The following is an 18,074-nucleotide window of genomic DNA, read 5'->3' as shown; positions in this document are numbered from 1 at the left end:
TTAGAAATTAAACGATTAATTTATGAAAAGATTATTTCGATTCGATAAAAATATCTCGCCAAGTGTTTAATCGTTCAGAAATTCGCCATTTAAAATCGGGTAAATAACGCATTTCTTCAGGAAATTTAGACAATGGATACATTTTTCCGTCCGATTTTATGCGACATGCAACCAATTCAACATCTTTTCCTACAACATCAACTTCTATAATTCCGCAATAAGAAATATTAACTCCATAACGTTCTTTCACTTTCGTTTTTTGATCCGTATCATCCATGTACGTCAACGCGACAGCATTTTCTTCTACATTTATAAAATCAATTTTATCATCCTGAAAAAGAACAGTTAAATATTTTCCTTTGATTTGATGATATTCATTTTCCACAAGCGAATCCACTTTAGCAATCACAAAAGCATTATTAAACACTTTCATCGAGTCTAATTTTTCTGTTTTCGCATTTGTATACGCTTCGATATAATCTCCTGTAACTTGGTTATCACCAGAAAATAAAATTGGATCTTTGTAAAATTGCATCAATCCTTTAGTTTGATTGTACACCAAAGAATCTGCTTTTCCGTTCGCATTCGATTTGTAAAAACGCGCTTTATGAAAAGCTTTCACCAATGAAGTCGAATCAACATCGTGACGTTTTACCGCCAACAACGTATCAGCACTTATGTAAAGCGAATCTTTATCAAACGCTTTCACAGCATACGCGTTCTTCGTTACAAAAGCCGAATCTAAGTATTTAAAAGCTTCTCCGTAATCACCTTTCAAAAATCTTTTTTCTAATGGATCATCCAAAAAAACATCGCCTTCACCTTTACCAAAACCTGTTTTATCGTTGAAATAAAGTTTTTTAGCCGTCAACGTTTTGTTTTGATAATAAACTTTTGAATTTCCTCTTAACCAAGCTTCACCTGTTTTTTTATTAAAATCTCCATCCGAAGTAATGATATATTGTGATGGATCATTTCGACGTGTAATTTTAGAATAATCGCGGAAAGTTGTAATTCCCGTAATATCATTCGTCGTCATTTTTCTCGAATAAATCGTATAATCTTTATTCGTAATAAAAACTTCTGAACCAAAATTTGCCGATTTAGACTTTACATTATACACAACATTTCGTCCTTCGACTAAAGTTCCATCAGAACCAATTGTTTTGTAAGTATCATTTACAATAATATTTCCTGTCAATCGTTCGTAAATCATTTTCTCAGAACTTATTTGTTGCGTAGGTATCTTCACTTCTACTTTCCCAATACCAGTCGCAATCTCGGTTGTACGATTATAATCCATATAATCTGCCGTAATACGAGAACTTGGATCAGTCAACACCACATCTTTGAAAGCTTTTGCAATTGTTGTGTTTCCGTCATACTCCATTTTATGCGCCGTAATTGTTTTGTCTTTGCTCACCAAACGTGCATTCGACCAAACAACAGCCAAGTTTTTATCACGATACAAAACCGCACTATCAGCCGAAATTACATCACCTTTATATTCGATTACAACATTTCCTGATAAAAAATCATTTCCCTCAAAACGTTTCGGATCATGTTCTACTAAATCAGCATGCCTTAGATTAACTTTTTCTTTTTTAGGTTTCTGTTGCGCAAAAGCACTTATCGTCATAAAACATGAAAGTAAAAAAGCAACTTTCAAGCCTGTTTTATTTCTATTTATATAATTAATTAACAATTACTTATTATTTTTATTTAATCTCTATTTCACTTCAAAAAAGTGCTAGCCAAAATTAGTATTATTTTTTTAGTCCTAAAAATTAATTATTACGTTAAAACGTGCTTTAATACTTAAAATTTTCATAATATTTTAATCAATATGATAGATTTTCAAGTCTTAATTTAATTAAAAAAATAACGATTATTCATCAAATTCAGTTTTAAAATTCTTAACTTCATATTCAATTTTATAAATCTATTAAATGCCTCAATATCAAAATGTATTAGACAGTCCAAACACCAATACTATTTTTATGGTTTGGAATTTTAAGGAAAATACTGCTTACAAAGATGCTTTCAAAAAGCTTTGCGCTTTAATTATCAATCTCAATCATTCAGCCAATACACGTTTTCCGAAAACGCAATCGAGCGTTATTTTAGGAATTAGTTACGATGCTTGGATAAAATTAAATTTACCAAAACCTTTGCCGAAAGAATTAAAACCTTTTGTTGCCATTAAAGGAGAAAAGCATGAAGCCGTTTCTACAAAAGGCGATATTCATTTTCATATCCGCTCTACGCAACAAAGCTATTGCGTTGATATTGTTTCTAATTTGACTGATTTATTGAATGATGTTGCTACTTGTCAAGAAGAAATTCATGGTTTTAGATATTGGGATGGTCGTAGTATTTTAGGTTTTGTTGATGGAACTGAAAATCCACAAGGTAACGAAAGAATAAATTTTGGTTTGATTGGCAATGAAGATTCTGCTTATACAAATGGAAGTTATTTATTTGTGCAAAAATACATTCATGATATGCAAGCTTGGAAAGATTTACCAATTTCTGAACAAGAAAAAGTAATTGGAAGATCTAAAGTTGATGATATTGAAATGAATGACGATGAAAAACCCTCGAATTCACATTCTGCATTAGCAAATGTTGGAGATGACAAAAAAATTGTTCGCGATAATATGCCTTTTGGAAATATGTCGACAAATGAAATGGGAACCTATTTTATTGCTTATGCTAGAAAGTTTAGCATTGTAGAAGAAATGTTAGAACGCATGTTTGTTGGTGAACCTATCGGAAACTATGATCGAATATTAGATTTTAGTAAAGCTAAAACTGGAACTTTATTTTTTGTTCCTTCTTTTGATTTGTTAGATCAATTTTCTAATTAAAAATAACAAAAAAGACCTTTTACGAAATCGTAAAAGGTCTTTTTATTTTATAAAATCAAGGTTATTTATTCTTACGAGTTCCGTAAAAATATAATGAATGATTATCAATTTTGATATCAAAAATATCTTCTATCGTTTGTTTGATAGATTGGATTCTTGGATCACAAAACTCCAATACTTCTCCTGTATCAGACAAAATAATATGGTCATGATTTTTGTCGAAATATGATTTTTCGTAATGCGCTTGTTGATCTCCAAACTGATGTTTACGCACCAATTTTGCTTCCATCAAAAGCTCGATAGTATTGTATAAAGTAGCACGACTAACGCGGTATTTCTTATTTTTCATTTTGATATACAACATATCAATATCAAAATGATCATCTGTAAAATAAATTTCCTCTAAAATAGCATAACGTTCAGGTGTCTTACGATGTCCATTGTCTTCCAAAAAATTCGTAAACACTTGCTTTACTATTTCGTAATTACTTGATTTTACTGATTCGTCTGTCATATAAAAAATTTGTGTAAATATACAGAATATTTCCTTATCAATGTAACGAAACAACTTTCAATTCGTACGTTTTTTCTATCTCTTGATAGTAAATCTTTATAACAACGTATAATTAACAATATATCTATATAAGAAAATGTATAATCTTTCAAAATTATTTTATCCTTTACACCACAAAGGTTAACTTTGCACACGATGGAAGAAAATTATTTAGAAAAACTGAACGAACCACAGCGTTTGGCTGTAGAAGCTACCGAAGGTCCAGTAATGGTAATTGCGGGTGCGGGTTCTGGAAAGACGAGAGTGTTAACTTATCGCATTGCTCATTTACTAAATAAAGGAGTTGATGCTTTCAATATATTGTCTTTAACATTTACCAATAAAGCTGCCCGAGAAATGAAAGAACGTATCGGACATGTGGTTGGTGAAGCGAATGCAAAAGCACTTTGGATGGGAACCTTCCACTCTGTTTTTGCGCGTATTCTACGTGTTGAAGCTCCGCTTTTAGGTTATCCATCAGATTTTACAATTTACGATCAACAAGATGCAGTTTCTGTAATGACAAAGATTATTAACGAAATGCATTTAGATAAAGATATTTACAAAGCAAAACAAGTTTTGGGACGTATTTCTCAATACAAAAATAACTTGATTACAGTTAGAGCTTATCACAATAATCAAGCTTTAATTGAAGCAGATAATGAAGCAATGCGCCCTCGAATGGGTGATATTTACAGAGCTTATGTAGATCGTTGTTTCAAATCTGGTGCAATGGATTTTGATGATTTATTGTTGCGTACCAACGAAATTTTGACGCGTTTTCCTGAGGTTTTAGCAAAATATCAAGAACGTTTCAAATACATTATGGTAGATGAGTACCAAGATACCAATCATTCTCAATATTTGATTGTAAAAGCATTGGCTTCTCGTTACGAAAACCTATGTGTAGTTGGTGATGATGCGCAATCTATTTATGCTTTCCGTGGTGCAAATATTCGAAATATTTTATCATTCAAATCCGATTATCCTGATGCGAAATTGTATCCATTGGAACAAAATTACCGTTCGACGCAAATGATTGTGGAAGCTGCGAATCAGATTATCAAACAAAATCAAGATCAATTAGAAAAAAATGTTTGGACTGCGAATGAAACTGGTGAAAAAATAGCCGTTTATCGTGGACTTTCTGATGCTGATGAAGCGCGTTATATTGCAACGCAGATATGGGAAAGACAGATAAATGAACATCTTCAACCAAAAGATTTTGCTATTCTTTATCGTACCAATGCACAATCTCGTGCGTTAGAAGAAGCCTTGAGAAAAAGAGGAATTCAGTACCGTGTTTATGGCGGAACATCTTTCTATCAACGCAAAGAGATTAAGGATATGGTTGGTTATATGCGATTATTGATTAATCAAAATGATGAAGAAGCTTTATTGCGAACAATCAATTATCCGGCACGTGGAATTGGTCAAACGACTATTTCAAAACTTTTGGTTGCGGCAGATCAACATCAAATTAGTTTATTTTCTTTGATTGAAAATATTGCGATGTATGCTCCAACCATTGGAATAAATGCAGGAACATCAAACAAATTGAATGATTTTGTGTTGATGATTAAGCGTTTCCAAGTGATGCTAAAATCACATGATGTGTATGAAGTAACAATGGAAATGGCTAAAAGAACACAATTGTTGAATGCGTTGAAAGAAGATTCTACACCAGAAGGTGTTTCTCGCTTAGAGAACGTTCAAGAGTTGTTAAATTCGATCCAAGGTTATGTCGAAGAACAACAACAATTAGACGAAGGAGATGCTTCTTTAGGTGGTTTCTTAGAAAATATTGCTTTGGCAACTGATGCGGATAACGAAGAAGATGACGATAATAAGGTCAATTTGATGACGGTCCACTTAGCAAAAGGTTTAGAATTCCCTGTTGTATTTATTGCAGGTTTAGAAGAAAATCTTTTCCCTTCTATGATGAGTGTTAACACGCGCGCTGAATTAGAAGAAGAACGTCGCTTATTTTATGTTGCCTTAACACGCGCTGAGAAAGTGGCTTATATGACCTATTCTGTTTCACGTTTTCGTTGGGGAAAAATTATCGATTGTGAACCTTCTCGTTTCTTAGAAGAAATTGATGATAGTTTCTTAGAATGGAAAAATCTGAATATTTCTGCAAGAGCTTCTAATAATAGTGGATTATCGGCTGATTTATTTGGAGATGAACCAACACCACAAAACTATCAACAACGAGAAAAATCAGTTGCAAGACCAAATCCAAGAGCTCGTGTAGAACCAGCTCAACCAAGGTCAAATTTCAAACCAGTAAATCAAACAAAAAGTAACGCTTCATCAACAGCAAATGCACAAGGTTTGCAAGTTGGTCAAGTTGTTGTTCACGATCGTTTTGGACGAGGAATTGTGAAAGATTTGCAAGGAGAACCATCAGATATGAAAGCAATTATTCATTTTGATAATGCAGGAGAAAAAAAATTACTCTTAAATTTTGCAAAACTAAAAATCATTCGATCATAATAAAAAAACAGAAAAAGGTTACAGTAATTTGCAACCTTTTTTATTTGTATTTAACCAATTACACACCTTTTATCAAACTAAAGGTTTAAATAATATATCTTCAAAATTTAGAATAAAATTCTTGCTTGTATTTATTTTTTCGAATAAATAAACAGATTAAATCTTATAATTAAGATTTTTTTAGCATTTTAGCACCACAAATAAACACAAGAACAAAATTTTTTACTCAAATGGATGATATCATCAATCTAATAAGTAGCTACGTTTGGTCATATGCCTTGATTGGACTTTGCGCTTTAACAGGAATTTACTTCTCTATTCGCACCGGATTTTTACAAATAGTCTACATAAAAGACATGGTTCGCTTGCTATTTAGTGGCGAAAAATCGGACAAAGGAATCACTCCTTTCCAAGCTTTTTCTTTAGCAATTTCTGGTCGTGTCGGAACCGGAAACATTGTTGGTGTTGCAACCGCAATCGCAATGGGAGGCCCTGGAGCAATTTTTTGGATGTGGTTTATCGCATTTTTAGGAAGTGCATCTGCATTCATAGAATCTGCATTAGGACAGGTCTACAAGCAAGAAATCGATGGAGAATATCGTGGAGGTCCTTCATACTACATCGAAAAAGGTTTAGGAATCAAATGGTACGCGGTTTTGTTTGCAATCATTACAATTATGAGTTGTGGATTATTATTACCAGGCGTTCAGTCGAATAGTATTTCATCTGCTTTGAATAACGCGTTTGATATTCCTATTTATAATTTTGTAGGAATTCCAATCAACATTGTAGGATTCGTCATTATTGGATTATTAGCCTTGATTATTTTTGGAGGTGTAAAACGTTTGGGACAAGCTTCTGAATTTATCGTTCCTTTTATGGCAGGCGCTTACATCTTAATGGCAATCATTATTATTGGAATGAATATCCATCAAGTTCCATCAGTTTTACGATTAATTTTTTCATCAGCTTTCAATCAAGAATCACTTTATAGTGGTGTTTTTGGATCTGCAATTGCTTGGGGAATAAAACGTGGAATTTATTCTAACGAAGCTGGTCAAGGAACTGCTCCTCATGCGGCTGCGGCTGCGGAAGTAAACCATCCTGCACAACAAGGTTTGGTACAAGCTTTTTCTGTTTACATCGATACATTATTTGTGTGTACTGCAACTGCTTTTATGATTTTATTTACAGGAAAATACAATGTGAATCACCCAGAAAAAGCGGGAAGTTTCATTACTCAAAATCTTCCTGGAGTAGATTATACAGGTTTTACGCAAGCAGCTGTTTCAAGTCATTTTCCTTCATTCGGAAATAGTTTTGTTGCGATTGCTTTGTTTTTCTTTGCTTTTACAACGATTATGGCTTATTACTATTATGCTGAAACGAATATTACATACATTTTCAAGAAAGGAAATAGAAAAGTATATGTATGGATTTTACGTATTTGTTTTTTAGGTGCTACGTATTACGGAACAATCAAAACTGCTGAAACTGCTTGGGCAATTGGAGATATTGGTGTTGGTCTGATGGCTTGGGTAAATATTATTGCTATTTTATTATTAAGCGGAGTTGGGCTTAAGGTCTGGAAAGATTATAAAGACAAACGTAAAAAAGGAATTAAAAATCCTGATTTTAATCCTACAGAAATCGGAATTAAAAATGCTACTTTTTGGGAGAACAAAAATAAATAACACAAAAAAAACCACTTCGTTTGAAGTGGTTTTTTTGCTATTAAAAATTATGATTATTGGGCTTGAGTAAACTCTAAATTCACCAATAATTTTACTTTATCAGAAACCACTAATCCTCCAGCTTCTGTTACTTGGCTCCATCCTAATCCGTAATCTTTACGGTTGATTTCTCCTGAAAATTCGAATCCAGCTCTTTGTAATCCCCATGGATCAGTGATAACTCCACCAAAATCTGCATTTAATGTAATTGGCTGTTTTTCACCACGAATTTCTAAAGTTCCATTAATTTTTCCGTTTTGAATACCTGAAGTACTTTCAAATTTCATTTCTGGAAATTGCTCAGCAGCAAAGAAATCAGCTGATTTTAAATGTCCATCACGATCTGCATTTTTTGTATTGATTGAATCTACTTTTGCATCAAATTCAAATTTTGCATCAGAAAAATCATCTGAATTAGCTTCTACATCAGCATTGAAATGATCAAAATTTCCTGTTACTGTAGAAATTACCATGTGTTTTACTTTAAATTGGACTTCTGAATGAGAAGGGTCTAAATTCCATTTTGTTGCCATAATGTTTTGTTTTTATTTGTTATTTAAATTGATTTTATTTATCCTATTTTGAATGATAACATTCCTAATGATCCATAAATTAGTTTATCATTAAAAAGTGTTAGCTCCTCTTCTTTTCCTTGTAATGCTAATGCGTAAATAGCTGGCAAATAATGTTCCATAGATGGGACAGCAAGATTAAATGCGCTACCTTTTTGTACAAAATTGAACAATTCGTCGTGATTACCTGTTTGAACAATATTCTTGAATGTATCATTCACTTCATAAGCCCAATCATAACCAGCATTTGGCTCGCTCCAATTTAATGCTCTCAAATTGTGTACAACATTCCCACTTCCTACTATTAATATCCCTTTACTACGCAAAGCGTCTAATTCCTTCGCTAATTCGTAATGCTCTTTTGGCGTTTTATAAACATCCAAACTCAGTTCTATCATCGGAACATCTGCTTCTGGATACAAAAATTTAATCACACTCCAAGAGCCGTGGTCAAATCCCCACATTTTGTCTAAATCAACCTCTGTTGTTTTAATTAAATTTTTGACCTCTGTTGCTAATTCTGGACTTCCTGGCGCTGGATATTCAACATCGAATAAAGCTTGCGGAAAACCATAAAAATCGTGAATCGTTTTGGGTTGTTCTAAAGCCGTAACTTTAGTTCCTTTCGTTTCCCAATGTGCCGAAATACAAATAATCGCATTTGGTTTTGGGATTGTTTTTCCAATCTTCTTCCATCCTTCTACAAAAATATTTTCTTCGATTGCGTTCATCGGAGAGCCATGTCCTAAAAATAAAACTGGCATTTTATCAGTTGTAGAAAAACTTGAAGTAATTGATTTTAACGTATTGAAATCCACGATTTTTATAATATATTTTATTTATTATTATTTAGCTTTTGAAGCTGAAAATTCTAAGTTTGATGTTAATGTAACAACATCACCTACAACAGCTTCTGGGAAATTACCACCGATGTTAAAATCACTTCTTTTTACATTTCCTTTTACTGTAAATCCGTACGTTTTAACTCCGTTATTGTTGATGCTTCCGTTGTAAACTAATTTTAATGCAACTGGTTTAGTTACTCCGTTTAATGTTAAATCACCAACCATTTTAAATTGATTTCCTTTAACACGTGTAATTCCTTTTGAAGAGAATTCTAGTTTTGAATTTTTTGCTGCATTGAAAAAATCTGCTGATTTTAAATGATTATCACGTGCCTCAACTCCTGTATTGATTGAATTGATATCTGCAACTACATGAAATTTTGCATCGCTTAAATCTTCTTTTGTAAAGTTTAAATGAACATCAAAATTTTGGAATTGTCCTTCAACATCAGAAATTGTCATGTGAGAAACAGAAAAGCCTAATTTTGAGTGCGCTTTATCATTTGTATAATTTTGAGCAAATGCAGACATTGAAGCTGCTGATAACATTAACGTGAATAATAATTTTTTCATAACGAATGATTATTTGATTGTTTTTAATTAATTATTTATTTTGATAGGACAAATTTAGCTCAGTCATCAGCGAGATTTCATTGACATAAGATAAGAAATTAAAAAGCTTGATTTTTCATCTAATAAACGATCAAATTGTATCAATTAATATTCCAAAAAGTAAAGATTTTGAATTTGTTAGCAATAAAAAAAACACTTCAATAGAAGTGTTTAATATTATTTTACTGGACTAAAATACCAGTAGGTAGATGTTTTTTTATTCTCGATTTCCAAATATTCTGGAAATGCTTGCGGTAATAAATGTAATTCTTCCGATTTTTTCAAATCTGTTAGAATCTGACGCAAAGGATATCCTTTTTTACGGTCGTGAGGAAAATATCCTTTTTCAATTAAGAAAGGCATCATATCCTTAGTTTTTACACGTTCCAACTTATTTTCTGTTAAATAAGCCTGAATATCTTCGCTCATTTTTTTGACCACTTCGCGGTCTACTTTAATATATTCGTTTCTCTTCATATAATTTTACCAATTACCATTCATGTGCGTTAAAATCATAGGACCTTCAGAAGTAACCAAAACAGTATGTTCGTGTTGTGCAAAAACGCCAGGTGCATTTCCTATCATTGTCCAACCATCCGCTTGCTCAATTGCTTCGTAAGAATTTTCTGAAATAAAAGTTTCCAATGCAATAACTGAATTTTTACGGAATCGACGTTTATCATCAGGGTCTCTGAAATTCATCAAATCCAATGGTTCTTCGTGCAATGAACGCCCTACTCCATGACCAGTTAAATTCTCAATCACATGATAATGATGTTTTTTTGCTTCTTTCTCAATAATTCCACCAATATCAGCGATTTTAACTCCAGATTTTACAGCCGCAATTGCTTTTTGAAGCGCAGAAATAGATGCATCAACAATTTTTTGATAACCATTCACATCTTCTCCAACAACAATAGAACCTCCATTATCAGCCCAAAAACCACCTAATTCTCCAGAAACATCAATATTAACCACATCTCCGTCTTTCAAAATTTTATCGGCTCTTGGAATTCCGTGACAAATTTCTTCATTCACGCTTAAGCAAGTATAACCAGGAAATTGATACGTCTCGAAAGGAGCTGATTTGCAACCAAATTTGTGCATAATCTTCGCACCAAAATCGTCCAATTCTTTTGTTGACATTCCAGGTTTTACATAATCTTTCATCTCTTTAAGAGTAACGGCTACAGCTTCGCTGACTTTTTTCATTCCGATTAACTCTTCTTCTGTCTCTATAATCATTGCTTAAATTCTATTGATTTCCTTTTCAGAAATCATTTGCAAATTTACGGGTATTTGTAACGATTATTTGCTTATTTTGATAGAAATTCGTGATTATTGTATGATAGATTATATTGTTGATTGATAAAGAAGTATATCAATCATAATGAAAACGACATTTCGCAATTTGAATTTCATCTTCTACAACACGATATATTAATCGATGTTCATGATCTATTCTTCTTGACCAAAAACCTGCATATTTGTGTTTCAAAGCTTCTGGTTTCCCCAGACCTTCAAAAGGATTTCGAGCAATATCTTTAATCAATTCATTGATCTTTTTCAATTTAGATTTATCTGTTTTTTGCCAATACAAATAATCTTCCCAAGATTCATCAACAAAAACGATTTTCATTTATTCTTCGATTAACTCTTTTGTAAACGTTTTCTGAGTTTTTAATTTCTCAATTGCAGCATCCAAACGCTCTTCATTTTTGCGAGAAGAAAGCTCATGATTTGTAGCCATTAGTGAGTTATACTCTTCTAAAGACATAATAACAACACCAGAATTTTTTCCACGATTGATAATCAATGTTTCAAAATTATTCGTCACACGATCAAAATATTCTTTGATATCTTTTCTAAATTCAGAAATACTTGTTATCAACATATGTACAATATTTTGTACAAATATATGTACAATTAATTATAAATCAACTTGATTTACAAATTTTTAGAAAATAAAAAAATCCGTCAAATTGACGGATTTAAGTTTATATTTTTTATAATTATTAATCTGCATCATAGATTAATACTCGTTTTGCTAGTTTATTTGGACCATTCAAAAACTCAATATGTTGTGGATGTTTTTGATACGTCTCAAATTGTTCCATCGTTTCGAAAGCTGCAAACAAAGAAAACGAATACGAAGCATCGATAACATCTCTTTCGATATTTGCAGGCGTTCCAACATGAAAAAATGCTGAAGGAGCAATTGGTTCTAAATCTTTCAAAGCTTGATGAAATGTATTCACTTCAGCTTCTGTAGCGTCATCTTTTAACCAAAATAATACGTGGTGTGCTAACATAAATTTATATTTTAGTATGCAATTTGCATTTTTACTTTCTTATTTTTTACTTTTTGACCGTTCAATTTTTTCAATAAATCTGGAACTTTTTTACGGTTAATCGCAACATACGAAGTGGTATCTTTTACTTCTATAATTCCAACATCGTTTTTCTCCAAACCTCCTTTTTTGAACAAAAATCCAACAATATCAACTTTATTGACTTTATCTTTTTTCCCTGCAGAAATATAAATCGTTTGGTAAGGTGTACGTTCTGGAATTTTATATGTTCCTCCTAAATTTTCGACAGGTAAATTTTCATTTACAAACGGAAAATGCTCTTCATTACTGATAATTAAATACACAAAACCTTTCGCATTCATACGCGCTGTACGCCCATTACGGTGAATAAAAGCAGCTTCTTTTGCAGGTAATTGATAATGAATAATCGAATCTACTTCTGGAATATCCAAACCACGCGCAGCCAAATCTGTTGTAATTAAAACTCGAACCGAATCATTTCTAAATTTCAGTAACGCACGTTCACGTTCGTCTTGTTCCATTCCTCCATGAAAACTTTCGCGCGCAATTCCTTTTTCATGCAACAAATTGCTAATACGATCAACTGCATCGCGGTGATTACAGAAAATCAACATACGTTTGCTTCCAATTTTACAAATCAAATTGAACAATGTATCCAACTTTTCTTCTGAAATGGTATTCACCACTTTCATATGCAAATCTGGTTTTACCTCGATTTGTTTTAGATAACTCACGATTTTTTCGTCATTCAATCCAACAAATTCTGGAATGTTTTCCATTTCTGTAGCAGAAGTCAAAATACGTTGTTTTAAGCCAGAAAGTTGCTCAACAATAAAGCTCATATCTTCTTGAAAACCTAATTCTAACGCTTTATCAAACTCGTCTAAAATTAAAGTTTGAACAGTTGAAGGATCAAAATTTTCGTTACGCAAATGATAGGCAATACGCCCTGGAGTCCCGATTAATACAGCAGGAGCTTCTAATAAAGTATTTTGCTCAACTTTTGTATTATGTCCACCGTAACAACATGTTACTTTATAATCAGATTTCATCGATTTGAAAACTGATTCGATTTGTAAAGCTAATTCACGAGCAGGAACTAAAATCAAGGTTTGAACACCTTTTACATCTGGATTTAAATCTCTTAAAGTCGGAAATAAAAACGCCAATGTTTTACCAGAACCTGTTGGTGATAATAGAATTAAATCTCGTTGATTTTCGGACATTTTGAATGCTGAACGTTGCATTGCATTCATATCTTTGATGCCCAAATTTTTATAAAGTAAATCGATTTGCATGTTGCAAAAATAGTCTATTCTTTCGAATTAATCATTTTTTGACGCTGTAGAAATCTTATAATCTTCCATAAATTCATCAAAAAGATTCATGATTTCGAAGTGATTTTTATCTAATGTATTTGCGTCAAACGAAACAACAGCACCATACATTTTATTCCAAAATCTCATGCGCGCTTGTAGGAATTTTTGAGATTCATTATTGATAAACTTATCAGCATCAACAACTTTTATATTAATAACACGTTGACGAGGTAATTTCAGCTCTTCAATTTCTAGAATCTTTCCCCATTCAATATAATTCAATTGATCCGTAGGTTTGTAAACAATTCCTTTTTTATCGATCAATAAAATCAATTGTTTTTTCATCAACTTTTTGATTGAAATGATGATGAATAGTAAACTTGGAACAAATAAAATTCCGCTTAAAATTTTTGCAGTTTGCGGAGAGTTAACTTGATTGGCGTTTAGAAATAAATAAATTGAACAAGCAAAAAATAAAAGACTACCGAATAATAATCCCCAATTGCTTGTTTGTTTTGCGTAAACTTTAACTGAATTCAATTGATTTTGTTTTTACAAAAATATAGATTTTAATCTTAATTAAAGGTTATAAAAAAGAGTCTCAAAAAACTGAGACTCTTATTAATTATCCAAAAATTTCTTGGTATTGTTTCTTGTATTTTTCTAAAATAATTTTACGTTTAAATTTTAACGTTGGCGTTAATTCTCCACCTTCTACGGTCATTTCATTTGGAATAATTGCAATCTTTTTGATTTGTTCCCAATGTCCAAAATGATTATTCAGTTGATTGATTTCTTCTTCTAATTTCTTTTTGACAACATCGCTTTTCTGAAATTCATCATGAGGAAGATTTACAATTTCAAGAGCATTTGACTGCGACCATTTTTTTAGATTTGTATAACTCGGAACCACAAAAGCTCCAGGAAACTTCTCACCTTCTCCAACAACCATCAATTGCTCGATGAATGGCGATTCTACCATTTTCATTTCGATTTGTTGTGGAACAATATATTTCCCTCCCGAAGTTTTGTACATTTCTTTTTTACGGTCAACAATTTTCAAGAATTTATTGTCTATCCATTCTCCAATATCACCCGTGTATAGCCAACCATCTTTGATTTCTTCGGCAGTTTTTTCTGGTAAATTATGATAACCCATCATCACAATATCACCTTTTACTAAAATTTCGCCATCATCAGCCAATTTTACTTCAACACCTTTCAACGGAGGTCCAACAGTTCCTATCTTTTTACCTCGACGAAAACAATTCACCGCAATTACTGGCGAAGCTTCTGTCAATCCATAACCTTCATAAATTGGAATTTCGGCAGCTAAAAATACGCGAACAATTCGTTGTTGAATCGCTGCACTTCCCGTTACAATGGCTTTTAATTCGCCACCAAGTCCTTCGTACCATTTGTGTAAAACTAATTTTCGGGCAATTGCTAATTTCAAATTATAAATTGTAGAACGCTGATCATCTTCTAACACAAACTCATCGCCAACTTTTACAGCCCAATCAAAAATAGATTTCTTAAAACCTGATAATTGAGCTCCCGTTTGCATGATTTTTTCATAAACTTTTTCAATCACACGAGGAACAGCCGTAATCATATGCGGTTTAATTTCTTTTAAATTATCGCCAATCTTCTCCATCGATTCTGCAAAATATATCGAAATCCCCATGTACACATACAAATACTGAATTGTTCGCTCATACGCATGACAAGCAGGAAGAAAGGTCAAAGCACGATCATAAGGATCAAGTGGTGTTGAATATTCGCAAGCCATAACATCTGCAATAATATTTTTGTGCGACAACATCACACCTTTCGGATTTCCCGTTGTTCCTGATGTATAGATTAAAAAAGCTAAATCTTCGTGCTTTACATTTGCGGCACGTTTGTCTATTTCTTCTTGTTGAATTGTTTTTCCTTTTTCGATTAAAACATTCCAACTTTCTGTATTTTCAAATTCATCAATCGAGTACAGTTGCTCTAATGAAGGCAATTTTGTTTTGAGTTGATTGATTCGCGTATACAAATCGAGATTACTTGTAAAACACAATTTTATAGCCGAATCGCTAAAAATATATTCGTAATCGCTGTCAGAAATATTCGGATAAATCGCTACCACAACAGCTCCGATTTGTTGTATCGCATAATCTATCATATTCCATTCGACACGATTTTCTGAGATTAATCCCACTTTTTCACCTGGTTGAACTCCACAAGCGATTAATCCTTTTGAGATTGCATCAACATGTTCTAAAAAAGTTGTGGTTTTCATTGGTTTCCATTCTCCATTTTGTTTGGATACAAACATGGATAAATCAGGAAACTTTTCCAGCTGACGTTTTGGTAAATCAAAAATTCTGGTTGCTTCCATAGCGTACTTATAGTTTTGTAATTTTGAAAAGAATTCGTCGAAAATAGCGTAAAATGATGAGTTTTTCAAAAATTTTATCTTCAACTTAAAAAGAATTATATTCGTCATAACTATTACAATTATGAAATATCTAATTTTATTTCTCTTATTATTTTACTCTTGCAGTTCTGATTTTAAAAAGTCTTATATAATTGGAGATATTAAATTATATGAATTACAATGTTCTGGACACTATTATTTAAGCACTGATAATTGTGATTGTAAACATTTACCAACTAATTATTTTATTCCAAAAGGAGAAAATGATTCATTTTTTGAATTATTCTTAAGAGAGAATAATGGTAAACTTCAAGTTAATTCACTTTATAATGAATTTGAAACTCATGGAAATAGCTAAGAGAAAGTAGATTTTATTATATATACCGATAACGCTTCTTTTATGGATAGTATTGAAAAAGTAGATTATACTGTGATTCGTGGTTATACTAACGAAAGAATGAATCCATAAAAAAATCCCTCAACTCATTATGAATTGAGGGATTTTTTTATTTATAAATTTCTTCGAATTCTTTCTGATATTTCTTTAGAATAACTTTACGTTTTAATTTCAAAGTTGGAGTTAATTCTTCACCTTCAATCGTAAATTCATGCGCTAAAATTGCTGGTTTCTTAATCTGTTCCCAATTTCCAAAAAACTGATTTGCTTTACGAACTTCTTGATTAATTACTTTATGAACTTCTGTAGATGCTATGAATTCATCGCGAGAAAGATTACTAATTTCAGGTGCATTTTCTTTTGCCCATTCTTTCAGATTTGCATAATTCGGAACAATAAAAGCTGACGCAAATTTTTGCGCATCACCAACAACCATTGCTTGCTCAATAAAATTTGATTCGACAAGTTTTGTTTCAATTGGTTGAGGAACAACATATTTTCCACCAGAAATTTTGAACATTTCCTTTTTACGATCAATGATTTTCAAGAAATGACCTTCTCCTTCCTCCCAAACTCCAATATCACCTGTGTGCAACCATCCATCAATAATGACCTCATCGGTCGCTTTTTGATTTTTATAATAGCCCATCATCACATTAGGACCTTGAACCAAAATTTCTCCATCTTCGGCTAATTTTACCTTAACATCTTTTATTGGTGAACCCACAGTCCCTATTCGAACACCTAATTTATGCGGATTATTTACAGTGATTAAAGGCGAAGTTTCCGTCATTCCATATCCTTCAAAAAATGGTAATCCAGCCGCCATAAAAACACGCGCAATTTTACCTTGCAACGAAGCACTTCCCGAAATAATATATTTGAAATTACCTCCTAACGCTTCATAAAATTTATTCAAAACTAATTTTCGAGCTAAAGCTAACTTCACATTATACACCAAAGATCGTTTCTTCGCATCAGGTTCATATTGAGAAGCAATATTAATCGCCCAATCAAAAACTTTTCGTTTTTTTCCTGTTAAAGCGCTACCTGTTTTTAGGATTTTCTCATAAACTTTTTCCATCACTCGAGGAACAGCAGTCATGATATGAGGTTGTACTTCATTGATATTATCACCAATTTTTTCAAAACCTTCGGCGAAATAAACCGTTACACCAATATATAAATAGGTATAAATTACAGTTCTTTCGTATGTATGACAAGGCGGTAAAAAAGTCAAACCTCTTGTTCCTTCTTCTAACACAACAATTTCTTTTGCCGCAATAAAATTCGAAACCAAATTATTATGAGACAACATTACACCTTTCGGTTTTCCTGTTGTTCCAGACGTATAAATTAAAGTTGCTAAATCTGAATTTCGAACAATTGAACTAAGATTATTTACATATTCGTCTGTTATATCTTTTCCAATTTCTTTTAATTCTGACCAATTTCTAGAATCTGGGAACTCATTAATTGCAAAAACATATTCTAAACTATAAATTGTCCCAAACATATTATTGATACGTTCATACAAATTTTTTGTACTTACAATACACAATTGTATTTCGGCATCATTGAAGATAAATTGATATTCAAAATCTGTAATATTTGGATAAATCGCTACCACAACCGCACCAATTTGCTGAATTGCAAAATCAATCACATGCCATTCATAGCGGCTTTCGCACACAAGTCCTACTCGATCGCCAGGTTTAACTCCCAGAGCTAATAAACCTTTCGAAATTTCTCTTGTTTGCGCAATAAATTCGGCTGGTTTTGTAAACTTCCATTCGCCATCAATTTTACTTGCAAACATATTATGATTGGGGTAAAGTTCTTGTTGACGATAAGCTAAGTCAAAAATTCGTGTAGGATTATTCATTTTTTAAATACTAAACTTTATAAAAAAG

The 18,074-nt window shown here is 32.3% G+C and carries 18 protein-coding genes; 4 read left to right on the top strand and 14 right to left on the bottom strand.

All coding sequences use genetic code 11. The features are described 5' to 3' along the window. Positions 1-31 precede the first annotated feature (31 nt). The gene (locus tag B3M86_RS13295) at positions 32-1,705 is read right to left on the bottom strand and encodes an OstA-like protein (RefSeq protein WP_291048470.1); all 1,674 of its coding nucleotides are present in this window, start codon (positions 1,703-1,705) and stop codon (positions 32-34) included. Between the two features lie 244 nt (positions 1,706-1,949). Between B3M86_RS13295 and B3M86_RS13290 the strand changes: the two genes are divergently transcribed. Further along, positions 1,950-2,870 (top strand): Dyp-type peroxidase, encoded by a 921-nt coding sequence (locus tag B3M86_RS13290; protein WP_115000647.1) that lies wholly within the window; start codon positions 1,950-1,952, stop codon positions 2,868-2,870. A gap of 61 nt (positions 2,871-2,931) precedes the next feature. Here B3M86_RS13290 and B3M86_RS13285 read toward each other — a convergent pair whose 3' ends face one another. Next, entirely contained in the window at positions 2,932-3,384 is a 453-nt protein-coding gene (locus tag B3M86_RS13285; protein ID WP_038331681.1) for a Fur family transcriptional regulator, read from the bottom strand. 195 nt (positions 3,385-3,579) lie between these two features. Here B3M86_RS13285 and B3M86_RS13280 point away from each other — a divergent pair, with 195 nt between their 5' ends. Further along, positions 3,580-5,922: an ATP-dependent helicase gene (locus tag B3M86_RS13280; RefSeq protein WP_286494898.1), complete on the top strand. Its 2,343-nt coding sequence runs from the start codon at positions 3,580-3,582 to the stop codon at positions 5,920-5,922. A 230-nt stretch (positions 5,923-6,152) separates the two neighbouring features. Further along, positions 6,153-7,616 (top strand): alanine/glycine:cation symporter family protein, encoded by a 1,464-nt coding sequence (locus tag B3M86_RS13275; protein WP_221855076.1) that lies wholly within the window; start codon positions 6,153-6,155, stop codon positions 7,614-7,616. A 53-nt stretch (positions 7,617-7,669) separates the two neighbouring features. On the opposite strand, the gene B3M86_RS13270 is transcribed toward B3M86_RS13275, so the two are convergent. From B3M86_RS13270 to B3M86_RS13220, 11 genes are all read right to left on the bottom strand, one after another. Next, entirely contained in the window at positions 7,670-8,188 is a 519-nt protein-coding gene (locus B3M86_RS13270) for a YceI family protein (RefSeq protein WP_125350085.1), read from the bottom strand. Between the two features lie 38 nt (positions 8,189-8,226). Next, positions 8,227-9,045 (bottom strand): 4,5-DOPA dioxygenase extradiol, encoded by an 819-nt coding sequence (ygiD, locus tag B3M86_RS13265; RefSeq protein ID WP_221855074.1) that lies wholly within the window; start codon positions 9,043-9,045, stop codon positions 8,227-8,229. A 27-nt stretch (positions 9,046-9,072) separates the two neighbouring features. Then, positions 9,073-9,645 carry a YceI family protein gene (locus B3M86_RS13260; protein ID WP_221855071.1) on the bottom strand — a complete coding sequence of 191 codons (573 nt, stop codon included), beginning with the start codon at positions 9,643-9,645 and terminating at the stop codon, positions 9,073-9,075. Between the two features lie 216 nt (positions 9,646-9,861). Beyond that, positions 9,862-10,161 (bottom strand): hypothetical protein, encoded by a 300-nt coding sequence (locus tag B3M86_RS13255; RefSeq protein ID WP_125350083.1) that lies wholly within the window; start codon positions 10,159-10,161, stop codon positions 9,862-9,864. Positions 10,162-10,167: 6 nt separating this feature from the next. Further along, positions 10,168-10,929: a type I methionyl aminopeptidase gene (gene map / locus B3M86_RS13250; protein ID WP_291051740.1), complete on the bottom strand. Its 762-nt coding sequence runs from the start codon at positions 10,927-10,929 to the stop codon at positions 10,168-10,170. A 136-nt stretch (positions 10,930-11,065) separates the two neighbouring features. Next, positions 11,066-11,323, bottom strand: a complete 258-nt coding sequence (locus B3M86_RS13245) for a Txe/YoeB family addiction module toxin (protein ID WP_291076045.1) — start codon at positions 11,321-11,323, stop codon at positions 11,066-11,068. Next, on the bottom strand, positions 11,324-11,578 hold the full coding sequence (locus tag B3M86_RS13240; RefSeq protein ID WP_286473425.1) for a type II toxin-antitoxin system Phd/YefM family antitoxin: 255 nt from the start codon (positions 11,576-11,578) through the stop codon (positions 11,324-11,326). It abuts the gene before it with no gap. Positions 11,579-11,699: 121 nt separating this feature from the next. Next, positions 11,700-11,996 (bottom strand): Dabb family protein, encoded by a 297-nt coding sequence (locus B3M86_RS13235; protein WP_180906722.1) that lies wholly within the window; start codon positions 11,994-11,996, stop codon positions 11,700-11,702. Positions 11,997-12,007: 11 nt separating this feature from the next. Further along, positions 12,008-13,315: a DEAD/DEAH box helicase gene (locus tag B3M86_RS13230; protein ID WP_291076048.1), complete on the bottom strand. Its 1,308-nt coding sequence runs from the start codon at positions 13,313-13,315 to the stop codon at positions 12,008-12,010. Between the two features lie 27 nt (positions 13,316-13,342). Beyond that, positions 13,343-13,876 carry an STM3941 family protein gene (locus tag B3M86_RS13225; protein WP_291076050.1) on the bottom strand — a complete coding sequence of 178 codons (534 nt, stop codon included), beginning with the start codon at positions 13,874-13,876 and terminating at the stop codon, positions 13,343-13,345. An 85-nt stretch (positions 13,877-13,961) separates the two neighbouring features. Continuing rightward, a complete protein-coding gene (locus tag B3M86_RS13220) occupies positions 13,962-15,725 on the bottom strand; it encodes an AMP-dependent synthetase/ligase (protein WP_221855060.1) in 1,764 nt (587 codons plus the stop codon). Between the two features lie 121 nt (positions 15,726-15,846). On the opposite strand from B3M86_RS13220, the gene B3M86_RS13215 reads away from it, so the two are divergent. Next, positions 15,847-16,122 (top strand): hypothetical protein, encoded by a 276-nt coding sequence (locus B3M86_RS13215; RefSeq protein ID WP_291072453.1) that lies wholly within the window; start codon positions 15,847-15,849, stop codon positions 16,120-16,122. Between the two features lie 148 nt (positions 16,123-16,270). On the opposite strand, the gene B3M86_RS13210 is transcribed toward B3M86_RS13215, so the two are convergent. Then, on the bottom strand, positions 16,271-18,046 hold the full coding sequence (locus B3M86_RS13210) for an AMP-dependent synthetase/ligase (RefSeq protein WP_291048518.1): 1,776 nt from the start codon (positions 18,044-18,046) through the stop codon (positions 16,271-16,273). Positions 18,047-18,074: the final 28 nt, after the last annotated feature.

The organism is Empedobacter sp. UBA6305 (assembly GCF_002440405.1).
In the GTDB taxonomy this organism is placed as follows: domain Bacteria; phylum Bacteroidota; class Bacteroidia; order Flavobacteriales; family Weeksellaceae; genus Empedobacter; species Empedobacter falsenii_B.
Note: the sequence above shows the minus strand (reverse complement) of the source record. Positions and strands in the feature narration are given on the sequence as shown.